18 protein-coding genes are annotated in these 19,548 nt (G+C 41.5%); 7 read left to right on the top strand and 11 right to left on the bottom strand.

The window, feature by feature from the left end:
• Nucleotides 1-5: 5 nt before the first annotated feature.
• The gene (locus P2W82_RS10290; RefSeq protein WP_336515792.1) at nt 6-1,709 is read right to left on the bottom strand and encodes a hypothetical protein; all 1,704 of its coding nucleotides are present in this window, start codon (nt 1,707-1,709) and stop codon (nt 6-8) included.
• A gap of 285 nt (nt 1,710-1,994) precedes the next feature.
• On the opposite strand from P2W82_RS10290, the gene P2W82_RS10285 reads away from it, so the two are divergent.
• Complete coding sequence (locus tag P2W82_RS10285; RefSeq protein WP_336515791.1) at nt 1,995-2,957, top strand: hypothetical protein; 963 nt, start codon at nt 1,995-1,997, stop codon at nt 2,955-2,957.
• A gap of 24 nt (nt 2,958-2,981) precedes the next feature.
• Here the strand turns inward: P2W82_RS10285 and P2W82_RS10280 are convergent, their stop codons facing one another.
• The 7 genes from P2W82_RS10280 to P2W82_RS10250 form a co-directional block, all read right to left on the bottom strand.
• On the bottom strand, nt 2,982-3,374 hold the full coding sequence (locus tag P2W82_RS10280; RefSeq protein WP_336515790.1) for a hypothetical protein: 393 nt from the start codon (nt 3,372-3,374) through the stop codon (nt 2,982-2,984).
• A 6-nt stretch (nt 3,375-3,380) separates the two neighbouring features.
• Nucleotides 3,381-3,719 carry a phage holin family protein gene (locus P2W82_RS10275; protein ID WP_336515789.1) on the bottom strand — a complete coding sequence of 113 codons (339 nt, stop codon included), beginning with the start codon at nt 3,717-3,719 and terminating at the stop codon, nt 3,381-3,383.
• Between the two features lie 226 nt (nt 3,720-3,945).
• The gene (locus P2W82_RS10270; RefSeq protein WP_336515788.1) at nt 3,946-4,224 is read right to left on the bottom strand and encodes a YtxH domain-containing protein; all 279 of its coding nucleotides are present in this window, start codon (nt 4,222-4,224) and stop codon (nt 3,946-3,948) included.
• A 543-nt stretch (nt 4,225-4,767) separates the two neighbouring features.
• Entirely contained in the window at nt 4,768-5,913 is a 1,146-nt protein-coding gene (locus P2W82_RS10265; RefSeq protein ID WP_336515787.1) for an AI-2E family transporter, read from the bottom strand.
• 122 nt (nt 5,914-6,035) lie between these two features.
• Entirely contained in the window at nt 6,036-6,227 is a 192-nt protein-coding gene (locus P2W82_RS10260; protein ID WP_336515786.1) for a CsbD family protein, read from the bottom strand.
• Between the two features lie 44 nt (nt 6,228-6,271).
• Nucleotides 6,272-6,421: a lmo0937 family membrane protein gene (locus P2W82_RS10255; protein WP_336515785.1), complete on the bottom strand. Its 150-nt coding sequence runs from the start codon at nt 6,419-6,421 to the stop codon at nt 6,272-6,274.
• Nucleotides 6,422-6,584: 163 nt separating this feature from the next.
• Nucleotides 6,585-6,938, bottom strand: coding sequence for a response regulator (locus tag P2W82_RS10250; RefSeq protein WP_336515784.1), 354 nt, complete (start codon nt 6,936-6,938; stop codon nt 6,585-6,587).
• Nucleotides 6,939-7,153: 215 nt separating this feature from the next.
• Between P2W82_RS10250 and P2W82_RS10245 the strand changes: the two genes are divergently transcribed.
• Nucleotides 7,154-8,566 (top strand): sigma-54-dependent transcriptional regulator, encoded by a 1,413-nt coding sequence (locus tag P2W82_RS10245; RefSeq protein WP_336515783.1) that lies wholly within the window; start codon nt 7,154-7,156, stop codon nt 8,564-8,566.
• Between the two features lie 50 nt (nt 8,567-8,616).
• On the opposite strand, the gene P2W82_RS10240 is transcribed toward P2W82_RS10245, so the two are convergent.
• Nucleotides 8,617-9,198: a hypothetical protein gene (locus P2W82_RS10240; RefSeq protein WP_336515782.1), complete on the bottom strand. Its 582-nt coding sequence runs from the start codon at nt 9,196-9,198 to the stop codon at nt 8,617-8,619.
• A gap of 131 nt (nt 9,199-9,329) precedes the next feature.
• On the opposite strand from P2W82_RS10240, the gene P2W82_RS10235 reads away from it, so the two are divergent.
• From P2W82_RS10235 to P2W82_RS10220, 4 genes are all read left to right on the top strand, one after another.
• Nucleotides 9,330-9,668, top strand: a complete 339-nt coding sequence (locus P2W82_RS10235) for a hypothetical protein (RefSeq protein WP_336515781.1) — start codon at nt 9,330-9,332, stop codon at nt 9,666-9,668.
• 956 nt (nt 9,669-10,624) lie between these two features.
• On the top strand, nt 10,625-13,786 hold the full coding sequence (locus tag P2W82_RS10230; protein WP_336515780.1) for a SusC/RagA family TonB-linked outer membrane protein: 3,162 nt from the start codon (nt 10,625-10,627) through the stop codon (nt 13,784-13,786).
• Nucleotides 13,787-13,804: 18 nt separating this feature from the next.
• Nucleotides 13,805-15,463: a SusD/RagB family nutrient-binding outer membrane lipoprotein gene (locus tag P2W82_RS10225; RefSeq protein WP_336515779.1), complete on the top strand. Its 1,659-nt coding sequence runs from the start codon at nt 13,805-13,807 to the stop codon at nt 15,461-15,463.
• 12 nt (nt 15,464-15,475) lie between these two features.
• On the top strand, nt 15,476-16,330 hold the full coding sequence (locus tag P2W82_RS10220) for a hypothetical protein (RefSeq protein WP_336515778.1): 855 nt from the start codon (nt 15,476-15,478) through the stop codon (nt 16,328-16,330).
• A gap of 31 nt (nt 16,331-16,361) precedes the next feature.
• Here P2W82_RS10220 and P2W82_RS10215 read toward each other — a convergent pair whose 3' ends face one another.
• Entirely contained in the window at nt 16,362-17,117 is a 756-nt protein-coding gene (locus tag P2W82_RS10215; protein WP_336515777.1) for a LytR/AlgR family response regulator transcription factor, read from the bottom strand.
• Nucleotides 17,118-17,125: 8 nt separating this feature from the next.
• Nucleotides 17,126-18,148, bottom strand: a complete 1,023-nt coding sequence (locus tag P2W82_RS10210; RefSeq protein WP_336515776.1) for a sensor histidine kinase — start codon at nt 18,146-18,148, stop codon at nt 17,126-17,128.
• A gap of 226 nt (nt 18,149-18,374) precedes the next feature.
• On the opposite strand from P2W82_RS10210, the gene P2W82_RS10205 reads away from it, so the two are divergent.
• A complete protein-coding gene (locus tag P2W82_RS10205; RefSeq protein ID WP_336515775.1) occupies nt 18,375-19,490 on the top strand; it encodes a hypothetical protein in 1,116 nt (371 codons plus the stop codon).
• Nucleotides 19,491-19,548: the final 58 nt, after the last annotated feature.

Below are 19,548 nucleotides of genomic sequence, written 5' to 3'. Positions count from 1 at the left end.
AACTATTATTTCTTGCGTTTGCTTTCTGTCTTTGGTGCGTCTTTCACATTTTTTTCCATGCCAACGGTCTCTTTGACACCTGTAAATAATGTAAACCAGATCAGGTTCCAAAATGATTTGACAGGATCACGTTCGAAAACAGGATGTGCCATACGCACATCTTTACCCTTAGCTGGGTTCGCATCTTTTAAAATTATATTGGAAATAAATGAGGCGAGTTTCTTTTTCTCCAGCTTCTGTTCCACGGAATCTTTTTTTAACGCAGCAATCTTTAGATTTTCATACAGCAATACTACCGTCCCGGTGCCACTGTAATCGGAACACTTAAGGTTAAATCGAAGCTGGTTGACTTTTGCTTCTTCTATTTTTGCCAGGCCGAGCGGTTCAAGAACGACATTTAATCCCCGGGCATCAAATCCGCTCGCGGTGCCTTTCAAACCAAACCTCCCAGCTTTATCTTTCAGCAGCAAATCAAACTCAGCATTTACCTGGGAAAGTCCCATGAATTTTGTGCGGGCCGACACCTTGAGATGATTATTGTTTTTTATCAGTTCGGGCATATTGGTAACGTTAACTGCATCTATACTGCTTTCCCTGAACTGTAGTTTTCCTGACTCGTCTGATTTTGGATTTTTTTGTTTCACCTCAATATCTGCCGGGCCTGCAATCAATCTTTTTATATACAGGGGAAACGGAACTTTCATGAGCGCTTGCTGCGGGTATGTGCCCACCCGGTTTTTCCCATCGTGCGGATAGGAGAGATCTTTAGAAAGATGCAGCATGATCGAACCTAATTTCATTTGATTGGCCGTAAATTCTCCACGTTGCAGCGCTGCAATGTCAATGCCTTCCACATCAATATTTCCACAACGAATGTTCAACCTGTCCTTTTGCACTTTTGCAAGCTTTGCATAATCTTTTTCACTTAACAGCGGATCAAGAATGAAAGACTTTATGGAAAAAGTTTTTGCGTCGGTATTGAAATCAAGGTTGTTGATTGCAAAATCATAGGTTTTATTTTTTGCCTGCCAGCTTATTTTTTTGATCTGGACTGCGGTTTTTCTTGCAAAATAAAACCTTGAACTGTCCGACTGATGTGTACTGTCGATAAAAACGTCCAGCAGGTGAATCGAAATACTATCGGCCTTTACCATTTCCCGGCCCTGGTTAAAATCCAGCATCCGGATATTAGCGTTACTGATGTCAATAGAATCGACACGTATCAGATTTAAATTGCCCAACAACTGCTCATAGATTTCTCTTTGTCTCCCATACTGTGTTGAGTCTTTTTCAGCGCTGCTGTAATATGCTGTTATCTGCGGATTTTTTATTTCAAGTCTTCGCCCTTCTATGTTTTTGTTGAGCATGGCTTCCGGTGTTTTTACACCGCGTACCGTTAGTTCAGGAATTATTATTTCGAAGATGAACGGTTGATTTGTTTTGTCTGCGATCGATTTCGAGAACATGGACGTGTCCGGCGTCAGTCGAAGGTTAGTGACCTGCAAAAATCCTGATACTTCATCCAGATTCAGGTTATCGTAATGCATACGGTACAGGCCCTTGCTTTTTTCAAACACCTGGTCGGTGGCTTCTGTCCTGATCAATCTGTACTTGATAGAGTTCCAATATAAATAACCCAATACAGCCAGGATAATAAAAACGATTAATACTATTGGCCAGATTCGTCTGTTTTTTTTTGCACCGATCATAAAGTGATTTCTCCGATGGTAAAGTAATAAATGCGAGTTGGTAGTTTCAAATGATATGCCATGGAAATCGCTTCTGTTAAGGGGATGTAAACAACCTGATTCGTGGTTTACCTTTTATCCGCATAATCATCCTGTTATGAGATTAATTGCTGACTTAACATAAATGTATTACGGTCTTTGGACAAGTTGTAATTACATTGCATCAAGTTTTCTCATGTACTTGGATTTTAGTACATAAAAGCGGGTAGTTTCCACTACCGGCTTTTTTTATTCTTATATTAGCCCATGCTTCAGCTGCCTGGTTTTCTTAAAGTATCGTTGTTGTTACCGCTGATATTTTTCCCTGCGCCGGATTTTACTCCGTTCAGCAATCCACCGACAGGTAGCGATGTAAAAATGTTTTCACCAGAGAGCGTGTCCGACCAGTTCGGAAATCGTGATATGGCTATCTCGCCAATGGGCGATGAAATGTTCTGGACTCTTCAGCAGGGGGCTCAGATCTCGGTTATTCTTTATTCAAAAAAGGAAAAAGGAAAATGGTCTGACCCGGTTACAGCGTGGTTTTCCGGCAGATGGATGGATCTTGAACCAGCTTTCTCACCCGATGGTAAGGAACTGTATTTTGCATCGAAGCGTCCTGTAAATGAGAGTGATACGAAAAAAGATGTGGATCTGTGGGTAATGAAAAAAGAAAATGGAGTTTGGTCAAAACCTGAACATCTTCCTGCGCCTGTGAACACTGAAGAGAATGAATATTACGCTTCGGTTAACCGCGCGGGTGATATATTTTTTACGAGGGATATTGGCGCTGCAAAAGAGGATATCGTTGTTTGCAGAAAGTCGGGAAATGGGTATTCTGCAGCAGTAAGTTTGCCTGAAGAGATCAACTCCAACGGATATGAGTTTAATGCGTTTGTTGATCCCGACGAAAAATATATTTTGTTTACAGCCTACGGAAGGAAGGATGATATAGGCGGTGGTGATCTCTATTTTTCAGAAAAAAATGCATCCGGAAATTGGATGCAGGCGTTTCATCTTGGTCCGAAAATAAATTCTGCAGGTATCGATTACTGTCCATTTGTTAGTCCCGATAAAAAATATTTTTTCTTTACCAGTAACAGGTCAACACTTAAACAACCGTTCAGTGACCGGCGTTCGCTTGATCAGATTCACCATCAATTGAGTAAAAACGGGAATGGATCTGATGATATTTACTGGATCAGTTTTTCAGCGCTAATAAATCAATGAAGTTATCAGAGGGGGGCGTTGTGACTATGCTTTCGCTTTCTTTGCTATGCCATTACCCCGGTGAAGGAGTTTTTTAAGTATGCTGAGTCCCTTATTTTTCAGCGGAGTGGCAACAGCATTTACCAACCCCAGGTTCATAGCTATACCTAATGCCCTGCCTGCAATTGTGCCTGCACCTCTGGTCACAAACCTTTTGGTAAGCAGTGCGGCTCCAATGCCAAGACCAGCTTTCAGCAGCGTACCGGCTGTGCCGGAATTTCCTGTAACACTTTTTACAGTATTTTTCAGCAGGTTCGCCGGTCTGAGATTCTCTTTTGTTTCCTGGAAAGTAGTGATCAGCGCCTGCTGAGATGCTGCAACTTTTCTATGCTGATCCTCGAGTGCCTGTTTTAATTCGGTTTTTGTTTTGATAGACATGCCTGATTATTTTAAAAGATGCCTGACTATATAGTTACCGATGGGTTCTTTCAGCCACTTATCACGAAATGCGTAAAATATCAATCCGATGAGGAGATAAAAAGCTGCCATGATAAAGAATCCGTAAAACATTTTACCTAGTGTATCGCCAATCCAGATCGCCAGTCCGATATTCAATAAAACAAGGAAAAAGATAACGATGACAGCGAGGATCAATTTTGATGAAATCGAAGAAACAAGTTCTGACGAACTATCGACTGCCTGTAATTTTAATAATTCAACTCGGTTCTCGAGATAGTCACTTGTCTTTTCAAACAAACCGTCAATGTTGATTGAACTTTCCATATGATTGATTAATCTGGTAAAAAAATCTGCTTATCACTAACTCATCTATTTGGTTTATCTACCCGCATCCCCAACACACAGTCCCGGTTTCCCTTTTCAGCATGTTTGCATCCTGTAATCGCGCTTCTGTATCCGGTATCCACCCTAAGGTACAGAGTCCCCCTGCAGACGCCGGGGGCTCTGTAAAAATGTAAACCAGGTCGACCAATAAAAAGAGCATTCGTTATCAGGAAAGATTGCCTTTCAGTTCAGACTTGACATTGTAAGCTTTTTCTTTTCCACGTTCAACCAGCTCATCAGCTTCGTCTTTAACTTCATCTATTTTTTCTGCAATGCCATCAACCAGATCATTGAATTTTTTCTTCAGTGAATCTGCCAGGTCACCACTTTTTTTGGAAATTTTTTTTCTTGTTTCCGAACCTTTTTCAGGAGCAAACAGGATTCCAAGAGCTGTACCGATAGCTGCGCCGATTAGCAAGCCGGATAAAAGTTTTCCGTTACTCATAATTATACATTTTAGTTGTGAATTGCACTTATTAAAGATAAAACAATGCCATCAGATTTATCGGCAATATGGCCATGATTAAAATCAGGTTGCGGATGAAATACCCCATTCAGGGTAGATTTTGGTTGAACAGGACAATCCTCAATCGTTGAAAGCTTGGTACCGGTTGGTATTTCCGACAGGAAAGCGCGTTCATTTTTCTGAGTTTCCAGCCATTCTTAAAACTGACTTTTACTGCCTCGTGGAGTATGTCATCACCAGCACTGGAAGTGTAATAATGACTGAAACCTGATTTTAAAATTTAAAAGCGCATGTTCGTTAACGTGAGTTAGTAAAATTTTCGTGTTTACTTTCAAAAATCGCTACAAACAGGGGCTGTAAACCTGAAGAGGTATATCAGACAAGTCTACATCTTTTCTCAATCCTAAAGCACTTGCAAATGGTTGGAATTAACGATACGGCCCACCATATAAAAGCGTAACGGAGTAATCAACTGCAACCAGTTCAGGAAGCGAAGCCGGATGTAAGCGGAACTTTTAAAAACTAGTTTGCCGAAACGGACGTTTTTTTGGGAGCTTGTTTTGAACTCATACTCCTTATGCGTTTATAAATCTTCCCTTCCTGCGGTTTGGTGATATCATCACCCAAAATTAATCCCCATGGTTTCAGATGGTCGACACGATCGAAAATTACTTTCAGTATCGCGATCGCTGGTATTGACAGAAACATTCCTGAGACGCCGGCGAGACCTCCGCCGATCAGAACACCCAGGATGGAGATGAGTGCATTGATCTTTACTTTGGAACTTACGATACGAGGCATCAGTATATTGTTGTCGACGAACTGGACCAGTACCAACACGACGCCCGTCCAGATAACATCGCTGATATCATTTGTTGTTGTTAACGTTATAAGCATACATAAAATCGATGCGATCAGCATACCGATATACGGTATGAGATTTAAAATGGCCGCAAGAATTCCAAGGAAAATCGCATATTTTATACCGATGATGAGAAACCCTGCTGAGTTGATCGCTGCCACTATTGCCAGCTCAATCAGCAATCCTACCATATAACTCTGTACGATGGTTCGCGATTCTGCCAGTACTTCGCGAACCCTGGGCTCGTGCTTGTCTTCAAAAACCTCGATTAAAAATTTCCGGATCATATCACGATAATATAGCATCAGAAAACTATAAACGGGCAGCAATACCACGACAGCCAGCATATGAGTAATTGAAGTAAAGGTCTGGCCGATAACACCTGTGCCTGAACCTTTCATTTTTTCCGTGGCATTTTCAATCATTTCCGTCTGTTCTTTACGCGAAAGGTTGAACTGCTGGGACACCCATTTCTGGAGTGTCCTGAAATGCAATTCCAGTTGCTGTTTTATCTTAGGCAGATCGTCTACAAAGTTGGAAATCTGTGTAGCCAGGAAATAAATGACTCCTGCGATAAACACCAGGGATATGATTAAGGATATCAAGATGGCTGCTACTCTGGGAATTCGTTTTTTCTCCATCCAGTTATTGAAGGGTAGGAGTAATACACTTAATAAAATGGCAAATGCAAACGGAACGATTATTTCCTGCCCTACCCAGATAATGCCTCCGATAAGAACGAGGAGCAGTATAGATAAAGTCATTTTACTCAGGAACGGCAATGGGCCGGGAGTTGTCGATGGCATGTCAGTGATGATTTCGGGGAGAAGTTAGAATAATTTAAAAAAATACAGCTGTGCCGATGATTTCAAAAGTGAAATTTACCGTTCAGCACAGCTGCAAATTGTGATTGATAAAACCGGAGAAACTATAATTTATCTATCCAGTCTTTCAGAGCCTCTTTAGTCTGACCTGTTTTCTGTTGGAATTTTCCCAACAGTTCATCTTCTTTACCTTCTTCATACACCAGGTCATCATCAGTCAGATCAGCGTATGCTTTTTTTGCCTTTCCTTTTATTTCGTTCCAGTTTCCTTTCAATTTTAATTTCCAGCTTTCCATTTGATTTGATTTTAAAGTTATTCAAAAAGGTACCCTCGCTGTTATCAGGCTGTTCTCCGGATGAGCCTCAGAAGAACGGCTATTATAGCGATCACCAGTAGAATATGAATCAGACCACTGGCACCATAAGCGAAAAATCCAATTGCCCATCCGATTACGAGAATCACGGCAATGACGTACAGTAAGTTGCCCATAACTTTTATTTTAGTTTAGTGATGAATTTGCATTTGTTATTAAAAAAATACTGCCATGCAGATGAAGTGGCAAAACATCACTTTATAAGACAAAAAGGGATGAAATCAAACTGAATTGATGAAAGATTCGTGGAGAAATATACCCGCAAGTGGAATCGAATAGTCAACTGGCTAATTTGTCTACAGCGCGTCCGATGGAATCAAGCGTAAATGGCTTGCCCAGGAAAACATCAACCCCTTTTTTTAATGCTTTGTTTTTGTCGTCGGGGCTGTCGTGAGCAGTAATCATAACAATTTTAGAATCAGGAGAGATTACTTTAATTCTGTCAACAAAATCTACTCCATAACCATCAGGAAGGTGATTGTCAAGAAATATGATAGAAGGCCTGTCGGATTTGAGTGCCTCTGCGGCATCGGCAAGGCGATAGACACAATCCGTAGGAATATTTTTCTGCTGAAGTATGATTTGGAGAAGGAAGCATATGTCCTTTTCATCGTCAATTATTAGCGCCTTCACATTCCAATCATTTAAATTAATAATGGGTTCAGACTTTTTTTATCAAATACAGCGCCAGTTACAGGTTCCGCCTGAGTTTCGAAAAAGGGTTGCCCTACTATCTGTAACGCAATTTTTATGGTGTGGATTCACATCCCCTTGATGTGGAAGGCAGGCTACAGGAAAATTTTCGGAACGTAGGGAAATGGTTAATTTAGCTGTCAGACCCTCGACTTATGAAGAGAAAAATTCTGGTCATCGATGATGATGTAGACTTATGCCTGTTACTGGACCGTTTCCTGAGCTCCAAGGGTTACCAAACGGAGTCCGTACACACCGGAAAAAAGGGGATAGCCCGGTTCCGGGAAGGTGGGATTGATGCCGTGATCTGTGACTACCGGCTCGGGGATATGGATGGTAAGGATGTACTCAAAGGGATAAAGGCCGAAAATCCCAACGCCATCGTACTAATCATTACGGGTTATTCTGATATAAAAACAGCAGTAGATGTTATCAAGGCTGGTGCCTTCGATTATATCGTAAAACCACTGATTCCCGATGAGGTTATCAATGTACTCACTAAATCACTTTCCGGGCCGGTCGATACTCCGGCCACAGTAATACCAGCACAAACTGAAAAATCCAGTAAGGCCATAAGCGCCGGACCTGGCAGTGAATTCCTGGAAGGTAAAGATGCAGTTACCCAACAGCTTTATGACCAGATCAAGCTGGTTGCACCAACGCAGTACAGCATCATTTTATATGGAGAAAGTGGTACCGGTAAGGAGGTCATAGCCCGAACTATACATAACCAGAGCTCGAGAAGTAAAAAACCTTTTGTGGCTCTGGATTGCGGAACCATTTCCCGGGAACTGGCGGGTAGTGAGCTGTTTGGTCATATAAAAGGATCTTTCACCGGCGCCGTAACAGATAAGGAGGGGCTTTTTGAGCTTGCCAGTGGAGGAACTTTATTCCTTGATGAGGTGGCCAATCTTTCACCCGAAGTACAGGCCAGTCTTTTACGCGTTATCCAGGAACGTTTTGTAAAAAGGGTAGGGGGCAATACCGCTATCCCGGTGGATATCAGGATTATCGTTGCCTCCAATGAAAATCTTCAGACTGCCTGCAGGAAAGGAAAGTTCCGTGAGGATCTTTATCACCGTTTTAATGAGTTCAGTATTCATCTGCCCCCTTTGAGGGACAGGAAAGGAGATATACCACTTTTTGCGCAGTTTTTTCTGGATAAAACAAACCAGGAACTGCAAAGGGACATTGCCGGATTTGAACCTGACGTAATGGAAAAATTTCTCCATTACAACTGGCCTGGTAACCTCCGTGAGTTCAGGAATGTAATCAGGAGGGCTGTACTGCTCACCAGGAGCGGACTGATAAAAAAGGATGTATTGCCCTGGGAAATCAATCATCCGAACGAAACGCCGGCCCCACAACCCGTAATTGAATCTATTGTGTTACCTGTTACCGAGGAGAAAAATCCCGATCTGAAGAATACAGCAACACGGGCAGAATATGATATGATCATGCAGGTATTACGTGAGGTGAATTTTAATAAAACGAAGGCGGCAGCGATACTTAAAATCGATCGTAAAACGCTTTATAACAAGATCAGGAACTTCGAAGCTTCCAAATAAAAAAGCAGGCGCTTACCCGAAGGGAAGCACCTGCTATTCCAAAACCCACCCTATTTTTGGTGACTGAGTTTTTCGTCGTGATCTGTTTTTGAAAATCCACTACCAATATTTTGCATCAGGCTGGAAATAGGCCCTTCCATTTTATTAGTACGATCATCAACAGTATCATCGTCGATAAGTTGTCCTAACTGCATTGCTGCAGGCAAATAATGTAAGATGGTTTTACGCTGAGAAACAAGAAATTCTTTTATGGCCAGTACAGGATCACTTTTAGATGCGACCTGCTCCCTGGACAGCTCAGCTGCTTTCACGGCAATATTGTTCATTGCACTCTCAGCTTCTGCAGCAGGCGTGAAGGAATAGGCGGATACACGATCTACAACAGCATTGTACTGATCGCCGAACAATTTTTCTACCCAGTTTGTGGAGTAACTTCCACGTAGAATTTCGGAAGCACCATCATCTGTTTCGCTGTATTTATATAATCCCGTCAATACAGCCGGTATTGCAGCCTGCCCGAGTCTGTCGTGATCAGGATGTTTTGAATCCTTTATAACTTCCTGAGTATTAGGGTCTATTTTCTTCAAAGGCGCAAATCTAAAGTGTTCCTGTAATGTGTCTGGTAAATTCATATCTGAATGTTTTAATGAGCAATGGTTTATATAATGTGTAGAAAATCTATGCCATAAACAGATGGAAAGGACGGCATACAAATTGGAAATAGAATGGTAAGCATTTAAAAATCTAATCTAAAACTAATACTATGGAGAGGGTAACAAATATGACAACATTGAGTGGGGTTCTTGAGAAGCTTAGAATAAAACGTCAGGACAACGAGTTCAAGAAAACCTTAGGTGGATTTCAGGCTCCCAACGGAAAAACTTACCTCGCTGATGACCTGAAGATCATCAGGACATATCGCTTTGAAGGCGAATCCGACCCTTCCGATTCAACGATATTGTACCTGATAGAGGCAAATGACGGATTGGTGGGATACAGCATCGATGCTTACGGTGCATACAGTAATCACGACGATGACGGATATGATGAATTTATCCGCGACATCAAAGTTGACGAAAGAGATGAGTCGCTAATTTTCTAAACCTTATACCGCTGAACCTTTTAAAAGGCCGTCTGTAACTGACGGCCTTTTTTCATTTAACGAGCTGGAATAACCGAAAAGCCATTGTAAAAAATACTATTGACTCAACAGGGTATTTTTCACTGATTCAGGATAAAAAAACTGTATTTGAAGTAATAGAATTATTAAAGGTTCGTTTACTATACTATTTTCACATAGTAAAAGTAATGGGATTGATGCGTTGCCAGATGTTTCAGGAAATTCAAAATATGTACAAAAAACATTAACAAGATAGTTTTCTCATGTGCACCACCCGGTGCGAAAGTCCTCTTGTTTCTACAGGGGGACTTTTCTTTTTAAGACAGGGGAGAGGTAAGAGGTGAGCGCAGTGAGTAGTAAGTAGTGGAAAGGTTTTAGTTGACAGTTGGTTTTTTGCAAAAGCTAAATGCTTCTGACATTCTGAGAGAAATCACATTGAGCTATTTTTCAGTTTGCAATTTTTTTCGTCTAACTGAATCAAGGGCTGAAGCCCATTTGAATTATAATCTTCTGTGCCCCTGTTTCAGCCTCGGGCAATTGAGTTTTCATATGTTATCAATGATGATGTTCAAATACCTCAAGTTTTAGCTGGAGGTATTTGAACATTTTTTGTTCCGGGCATTAGCCCACCAGGAATTCAGGTCAGATTTCGAAATAGGCTTGTTTTCAAAGCTTTGATTTGAAAATAAATCTTGAATGATGCGAAAACAACACTTCGCAAACCCGCAGGTTTTCAACAACAGCGGGTTCTAACTCCTACTTACTACCCACTACTTGCTTTTTTCCATTCGTCATTCCGATCTCGGCCTCCGGCCTTTGTATTTCAGGAACTCTTTCTGGTACTTCAGGTTTATAGCTTTTCACCTGAAACATCATTTTTTTAACATTGACTGTCCAAGCAGGTAATAGAATTCCGGTAACATTCTAAAACCAAACGTATGAGGAAATTTTTTACGCTCTTTTTTTTATTATCAGTTACACTCCGGGTTCACGCACAAAAACTGGAAGTCAATGGCAGGGTGGTTGATTCCACCGGTAATCCTATTCAGAATGTTTCCATTCGCGAAGCAGACACGCAAAACGGTACTGTCACAGATGTCAATGGTGTTTTTAAATTGACGACTACAGCCGGAAAACGACTGGTAATCTCCAGCGTTGGTTATGAAACCAGGGAGCTTCCCGCAGAAGCAAATATGTCCATTTCACTGGGTACTGCACAAAAAGTGCTGTCGGAAGTTGTAGTAACGGCATTGGGTATACGAAGAGAAAGAAAGGCTTTAGGCTACGCCGTTTCTTCGGTCGATAAAAAAGATATCGAGTCGAGGCCGGAAGGTGATATCGCCAGGATTCTGAATGGAAAAGCGCCTGGTGTGAACGTACTCGCGACTAGCGGACTTTCAGGAAGCGGAACCAATATCATTATACGAGGTGCTTCCAGTATCACAGGGGGAGCAACGCCGCTTTTTGTTGTTGATGGTGTTCCATTTAATGGAAGCACCAACGCACAATCTGATTTTCGTTATGGTAACCAAACGTCAAGTCGTTTTCTTGATCTCGATCCAAACAATATCGAAAGAGTCGATGTTCTGAAAGGCCTGAGTGCTTCTACTCTTTTCGGCGAACAGGGAAGAAACGGCGTTATTTTGATCACAACAAAAAACAGTGCAACAAGGAAGCTCAATAAAAAACAGGAAGTCACTGTTGATCAAACTTTGTTTTTTAATAAACCTGCAAACCTTCCCGACTATCAGAACAACTGGGGTGGTGGTATTGATAACGTTGCCACGTTTGCATTCAGTAACTGGGGCGCAAGAATAACAAATCCTCCACAACAACTCAAACATCCGTATGACCGGCCTGCATTGAACAATGTCTTTCCACAGTATGTAGGCGCTACCTATGATTATAAGCCATATAATAGTGTGGAAGATTTTTTCAGAACAGGTGTTGTGAATTCAACTTCGGTAAATCTCGCGGGTAATGGGTCCGGCATCAATTACAATATGAATTTCGGACAGCTGCAGGATGAGGGTTTTACCCCTGGGAATAAGTTTTCACGATACACTTTCGGCCTCGGTGGAAATGCAAAACTGTCCAACAATCTTACAGCCAGCGGAACATTTAATTATGTGATCAGTAAATTCACTTCACCTCCAACCGGATATAGTAACGGTAACAGTGCAGTATTGGGATCCTCTGTTTTTGGAGACCTGGTTTACACACCAAGAACAATCGATATGATGAATCTGCCGTATGAAAATCCGGTTGACAAATCCAGTGTTTATTATCGCGGTAACAATGATATTCAGCATCCGTTGTGGACAGTACACAATTCATCTACGTCACAAAAGGTTGACAGGATGTACGGTAATTTGCAGCTGAGATATGCTGCGCCATTTCTAAAAGGCCTGAATCTCAGTTATCGCCTGGGTTACGACAGGTATAATGAGTTTCATGAAACAACGCAGAACAAGGGCGGCATCGATGGTCCTGTGAATGGGCTTTACAGAACGGTGAATGGAATGAATAATATCTGGGATCATACCTTCCTCATCAATTATGTAAATCAGTTCAATGACGACTGGCAGTTGAATGTTGATGCCGGGGTGAATTCAAGAGAAGACTCCTACGAACAAAACGGACTATCCAGCACACAGCAGTTGGTGTATGGTTTGTTTGATCACAGCAATTTTATCAGTCATAGCATTCTTGGTGATGCAGATGTTGATCTCGACTATATTACCAAACAGCAAAGCATAGGCGCTTTTGCGCAGGCACTGGTCGGTTATAAAGAATACCTGTACATGACAGTAGGTGGCAGAAACAGTTGGGTCTCTACGCTTGAAAAGGGAAACAACAGTCTGTTCTATCCAAGTGCCAGCGTATCATTTATTCCTACTTCCGCATTTGAAGGATGGACGAGTAGCGGAACTTTGAACTACCTGAAACTCAGAGCGGGGTACTCTACTTCTGCAAGATTCCCGCTTCCATACAATACGCGTTCTGCTTTAAGCATCAACAGCAGTATTTTTCAGACCCGCGATGGTACCATCATCAATTCCAATTCTATTCCTGATGAATTGCCCAACAGCCATCTGAAGCCTGAATTACTACAGGAGATTGAAGTCGGTGTGGAAGCGAGACTGTTCAGGAATCGCGGAATGATCGACATCACTCTGTACAACAGGAAAGCGAAGGATCAGATCTTTGCACGTGACCTCGATCCTGCCACAGGATACACAAGTACAACCATCAACGCAGGTGATGTAACTAACAAAGGGATCGAGATTGCTGCAGGATACACCATCATTAAAAATAAAAATTTCACCTGGCAACTGGACGCCAACTTCACACTCAATCGGAGTAAAGTGAACAATATACCTGATGATGTACAGTTCATAATCACCAATGGTTTTGCAGATCTCGCCACTATTGCGCAGAATGGGAAACCGCTCGGTTTACTTTTCGGAAGTAAAGTGTCGAGAGATCCTAAGAATAACATGCCGATGGTGGACAACAACGGTTGGTATATCATCGACCCGGTTCCTGGCATAATCGGCGATCCGAATCCGGATTATCGGCTTGTTGCCATCAACACACTTACTTATAAAGGCATAAGTTTTCGTATGCAATGGGATTACACTCGTGGCGGAGATATTTTTTCAACAACGATAAATACATTGCTGGGTCGTGGTCTTTCAAAGGATACTGATTTCGACAGGTATCTTCCTCTCATTGCACCGGGATCTGATGGTAACGGAAACATAAATACTATTCAGACAACACCTGTCAATATGTATTTCGAGAATTTCCAGGGTGGCGCCAGTGAGTATGGAGTATACGATGCAACCTGTATACGGCTCAGGGAAATTTCACTTTCTTATTCCTTACCGGCACGTACACTCGAAAGAACACCCTTTGGTGGAATATCATTTACGCTTTCAGGACAGAACCTTTTTTATCATGTACCCAATATTCCGAGGTACACCAATTTCGATCCTGAAACTTCGAGCCTGGGTGTTGCCAATGGTCGCGGGATTGAATTGCTGACAGCACCATCTTCAAAACGTTTCGGCGGTAGTATCAGAGTTACTTTCTAACAATCGAAAAGTTATTTTATGAAATTAAAACGATCAGGATATATTCTATCATTCCTCATAATATTTTTTTCCTGCAGCATAAAAGACAGGTATGAAAGTTACCGGAATGATCCGAGCAGTGCCTCGCCGGAAAATGCAAACGTTGATCTGTATCTTAATCATGCCCAGGTAGGCCTGAGTGAATTCCTGGCCACATCTACGTTCCCTTTGCTTGATTTTGGAGCGCAGCTTGTGAGGATGGAAACCATGTTTGGTCCGCTATATACGAATGCATATACTCCGGAAAATTTCAATCTCTCATGGATCGCTGCATATACAAATATTATCAAGCATAATGATGCGTTGTTGCCAATCGCGAAGGAGAAGAATCTGACCACACATGTTGCGATGGCTTATGTGCTGAATGCATATACTTTTATGACATTGGTTGATTATTTTGGAGATATACCTTTTTCGGAGGCCAATCGAGGCAACGAGAATACCAATCCGCACAAGGACAGTGGTGCTGAAGTGTACGCCGGTTCTGTAGCTTATCTTGACAGCGCGATTCTTTATCTGCAGAGGGCACCGTCGGCTGCTCCAACCAATGATCTTTTCTATTCCGGAAATCGTAGCCGTTGGCTAACTCTTGCTAAAACACTAAAACTAAGAGCCTTTCTAACCACCAGGCTCGTGACTACTGAACAATCAAAATCAGTAATTGAAAACCTGATTGCGGAAAACGATCTGATCGATAATGTGTCAGAGGAATTTGTTTTTCGCTTCAGTACTGTACAGGAAAACCCGATAAGCCGTCACCCGAAATATATTGATACCTATAACAATGCCGGTACTCTCGGCGGTTTGTATGTAGGCACTTATTTTATGTATCTCCTTACCCAGGAAAAAGGACTAACGGATCCGCGTACACGTTATTACCTGTATCGCCAGCGTACCAGCTCAGGTGGCTGGGATGCGCAGCAATTGCCATGCAGTGTGTTACCAAGGCCTGCCCACTATCCTGCAGATATGCCGTTCTGTATTCTCCCTGCTGGTTACTGGGGTCGTGATCATGGAAACAATGATGGCATACCACAGGATACGGATAAGCGCACAGTCTATGGCGTGTACCCTGCGGCCGGTGTTTTTGACAACAGTAACAATGCATCCGTGGCTCAAAACCAGGGCGCAAAAGGACAGGGTGTACTTCCACTATGGATGGCAAACTTTACAGACTTCGCACTTGCTGAAGCTGCACTTACACTGGGTACACCCGGTGATCCGAAAGCATTACTCGAATCAGGTGTACGAAAATCGATCGCCCGCGTACTCGCATTTCCTGCGGAAGTTTCGCTGAGTATTCCTGAGAACCGGGTGCCTACCACGGCGGATATCAATAACTATGTTGCTAAAGTGCTCAGTCGATATGATGCGGAAGATGCTGATGGAAAACTGAATGTGCTGATGACGGAATGGTACCTCGCGCTTTGGGGAAATGGAACGGATGCGTACAATAATTACCGCCGCACGGGTAAACCTGATAACATGCAGCTCACACTCAGTTCGACACCTGGTCCATTTGTTCGTTCTATGTTTTATCCTGCAGTGTCAGCCAATCTGAATCAGAACGTACCACAAAAACCAGGTGTTGCTGAAAAAGTATTCTGGGACAATAACCCTGATAATTTCCTGAAATAAAAACACGGTCACATGCGGAAAATAATATTACTGTTAAGCACAATCTCATTTATAACTGTTTCCTGCCACAAGGATGATCTTATCCAGAATGTTTCCAGTTATAGCATCGGATCGTATCTGAATCTTGTTGAAACGGAAAATTTGTTACTGGATGCAACAAATGCTGCGGCCTCAACAGTGGCAATAAAAGTTAAGCCGGTCGGATCAGAGCTTCAGAAAGTAAACATTTATGCTGTCGCTGGCGGACCAGATCCTGATGAGTCGAATTGGAAGTTGGTAAAAGAAGTTTCTGCGACAGATTCCCTTTTTACACTCGCTGTGACAGGAGCTGAACTTGCAGCGGCATTGGGAATTCCAATTACGGATATTCAGCCAGGTCAGCAATATACTTTTTACAATCAGATGGTTACCGCGGACGGAAGAGTATTTGATATCTCGAATACGGAAGATGATATCGAAGGACAACCCGCTTTCAATAGTGTATTCAACTGGACGGCGACGGTCGTTTGTCCTTATACCAACAACATGACTGGTGAATTCACTATCGCTGTCGATCAGTGGGACGGAAATGTTGGTGGTAAGATTGAAGTGGCTGCAGGTCCGGGCGAGAATGAAATCACTCTTAAAACCCCGTTTCCGCTTTCCATAGATGCAAAGGATCTTATAGTCAGTATCGATCCTGTAACAGGTTTTGCTAGCGTTGCCAAACAGGTGTATGGAAGTTATCCCGGTGCACCGGATATTTCAGCCCAGACAACAGGAAGTAACAATTTTGTTTTTTCCTGTAAGGAGACGCTGGATATAACGTTGAATCATTCAAGCGCACTGGGGAATTTTGGGAATTTCAGGTATGTGCTTGTACGTTAAACGTTCGACGTTGAACGTTCAACGCAATGCGTCAATGTATATTCCTGATCCAATTCCGAAACACCTGCGAATTCTCCTGGCTGATAACAATTTCCTCGGGCGTCCGAACCTGCATTTCAACAAGTGTTTTTCCGAAATCAATGTGTTTAAAACTTTTTACAAATTCTGCACTGATGATGTATTTTCTGTTTGCGCGGAAGAATTGGTTTTTATCGATCAGTGTATATACATCAGCCAGGTTGGCCCACTCAGTTGTATATTTTTTTCCTGTGACATCAACACAAAAAACGATTTTCTGTTCAACAAAAAAGAAAGCGATATCGGAATATGACACTGTCTGAAATTCGAAACCTCTTTTTACTACCAGTTTTTTGGGGCTGCCCGATTTTAGCTGATCAAAAAATGCACGGAAATTTCTATGCATAAAATAGTTCTCAGTTTCCCGGAATTTTGTAAGTGCGCTTTTTAATTTTTCCAGTTCCACAGGTTTCAGTAAATAGTCGATGCAATTATACTGTAATGCATTGATAACATATTCGTCGTATGCGGTAACGAAAATGATAGGCAGGTTTACTTTCACCTGCTCAAATATTTCAAAGCATAGTCCATCTGATAATTTGATATCCACAAAAATCAGGTCAGCATTATGCTCATGTTCGAGATAGCCGATCGAATCTTCAACTGTTTCCAGGGCGGCAAGAATTTCGATATGCGGATCCGCTTCGAGCAACAATTTTTTAAGCCATTGCGTATTATTAATCTCGTCTTCAATCAGCAATACTTTCATAGCATCATTTATAATGGCAACATCACTGTGAACATTGCCTGGTCGTTGATTATTTCAATCTTTTTATTCTGCAATAACTGAAATCTTTCACATAAAATTCTGAGCCCGTTTTGAGAGCGTTGAATATCAGGAAGACTTTTCGTCTTGTTGTTAGAAAAGCTGATAAAATTCCTGTCAATTTCAATCAGTATACGCAGTGGATTTTTTTTGGAAAATCGATTGTGCTTAAGGGCATTTTCTAAAAGTATTTGCAGCGATAATGGGGGAAGTGTTGCCTCCATATCGAAATGGGCGATGTCGATAGAGAGCTGCGTTGCTTCCGGGAACCGGATAGAAATCAGCTCGTAATATTTATACATCATGGCCAGATCATCATTCAATGTGACGTAGTTCTTATCGGATACGGTGAGAATCTGCTGGTAGATGTCTGTCAGTGTGCGATTAAATTGATGCGCGAGTTCACGATCTTCAGAGATGAGATTTTGAAGCGTATTCAAAGAGTTAAAGAGAAAATGCGGTTCGATGCGTGATTTTAACGCATTAAGTTCGGTAAGTGTTTTTGCGCGTTCGAGATCAGTATAATTGATTTGCTGACGATGTTTTTCATCTATGAGTAAGATGATTTCATAGACTGCCGAAATTAGAATTGTAATCACGGTAGTTAGCGCGGCAATCAGATGAAAGCGACCCTGGACCGGTACAAACTTATTGAGCATATTGAAATAAAGCAGTACGATAAAATAGCTGTAGTTTACCAGGAAAAGGGAATAAAAAACAATGTACCGCTGATAGCTCAATTGAATTTTGGGAGAGAACCGCAAAAAGAGAAAAGCCTGTCTGCAACCAAACCATACGATATAACTTAAGATAATAGTCGAGAGGTAAAGAGCAGACTCGATTTTTGAAGGTTGTTCAGAAAATAAACCAAAAACCAAAGGAATAAAAAAACCAGAGGCTGGTATGACCAGCAAAATCAGAATTCTTTCAAAAACCCGCAGTGTCCGGTTACCTATGTTTTCTCGTTCAGGCATTGCTTTCAGGCAAGATTTCAAATGATTCAGGGCTCGATATCAATGCTTCAGGATTTTTACCGCGCACACTTTTTTCATTGCGCATAAGTTGAGCATAATTCTAACTTACAATGAATGTCTATATTTTTTGTAAACTATTATTTTAAGTATGCAATTAGTTATTTAATAGGCACAGATCAAATATGAAAGGATTCGTACAATGGCATTAACTGATACATACTCACCCATGAATTTTCAAACCTTCATTTTTTCTCGATCAAAGGAGATTGTATACCTGCGCCATGTCACTTTCTGGACTATATGGATAATGTTCTATACAACGCAGTTATATTTTGCACGATATAATTTTACCGAGCAACCTGTTTCCAATCTTTCCCATTTTCTTTCTTCTTTTATTCATGTTCTTGCCACAGCATTTATAGATATGGCCTATGTGTACACTATTATTTACCTACTGATTCCAAAACTTTTCTTCCGGGGAAAATTTGTAAGTTTTTTCGTCAGCTGGTTATTTCTTACCGTGTTTACAGCATTCTGTTTTCGCGTGCAATACCAGGTGATGATTATTCCCATAGAAGAGTTTTTTGGATTCAAAAGGAGGGCACTGGCACCACTGCCGAATGCGATATTTTCTATGACCATCTCCATCGGATTTGAAGGCTGTATGGCTGCAGCGATCGTATTCGGCAAACATTGGTATAAGAGTAACCAGAATCTGCTGCAGGCGCGCAGGGAAAATTATTCCATGAACCTGAGCATGAAACACACGGAGAAATTGTCAGCGTCACATTTTGTAGTGAGAGATATTTTTAAAGATCTCGCTTTTGATATAAGAAAAATGAATTGCGGTGATGATCAGATCAATGCGGTAAAATCCAAGTCAGCATATATTCTTGATTTTCTGAATTCCTATTTTGAACACAGCGGAAATGGAAGAGTATCGCTGAACCAGGAACTGGAAGGCCTGAAAAAATATCTTGCGATAAAAGAGCAGGATCATTATTCCTATGATCCGGTTATCGCAGGTCCGGAACTGGACAATAAAATTGCAGGAAATATTTTGTTGCCACTCACTGCGCTGCCATATAAAAATGAATCAATTATCAATAAGGATAAGTCAATAAAAGTAAATATAAAAACCAGGGGTGATTCCATCATTTATAATCTCTGCTGGCATAAGAAAAATATCCGCGATAATCTCGAACGCGCACAATTTGAATTACTGCAGATGCTGAAAAAATACCTTGAATTTAATTATCCGAAAAGTCATAAGTTGACAGTCAGTATTAATGATGCAGTTATTTCAATTTTGCTTAATATTAAGCTAAAGGAGGGAATCTGAGTTCGTTCATCGTTCATCGTTTTTCGGAACAGCCGGCTGTTTAAACGAACAACGAACA

This window comes from Pollutibacter soli (assembly GCA_029269725.1).
In the GTDB taxonomy this organism is placed as follows: domain Bacteria; phylum Bacteroidota; class Bacteroidia; order Chitinophagales; family Chitinophagaceae; genus Pollutibacter; species Pollutibacter soli.
Note: the sequence above shows the minus strand (reverse complement) of the source record. Positions and strands in the feature narration are given on the sequence as shown.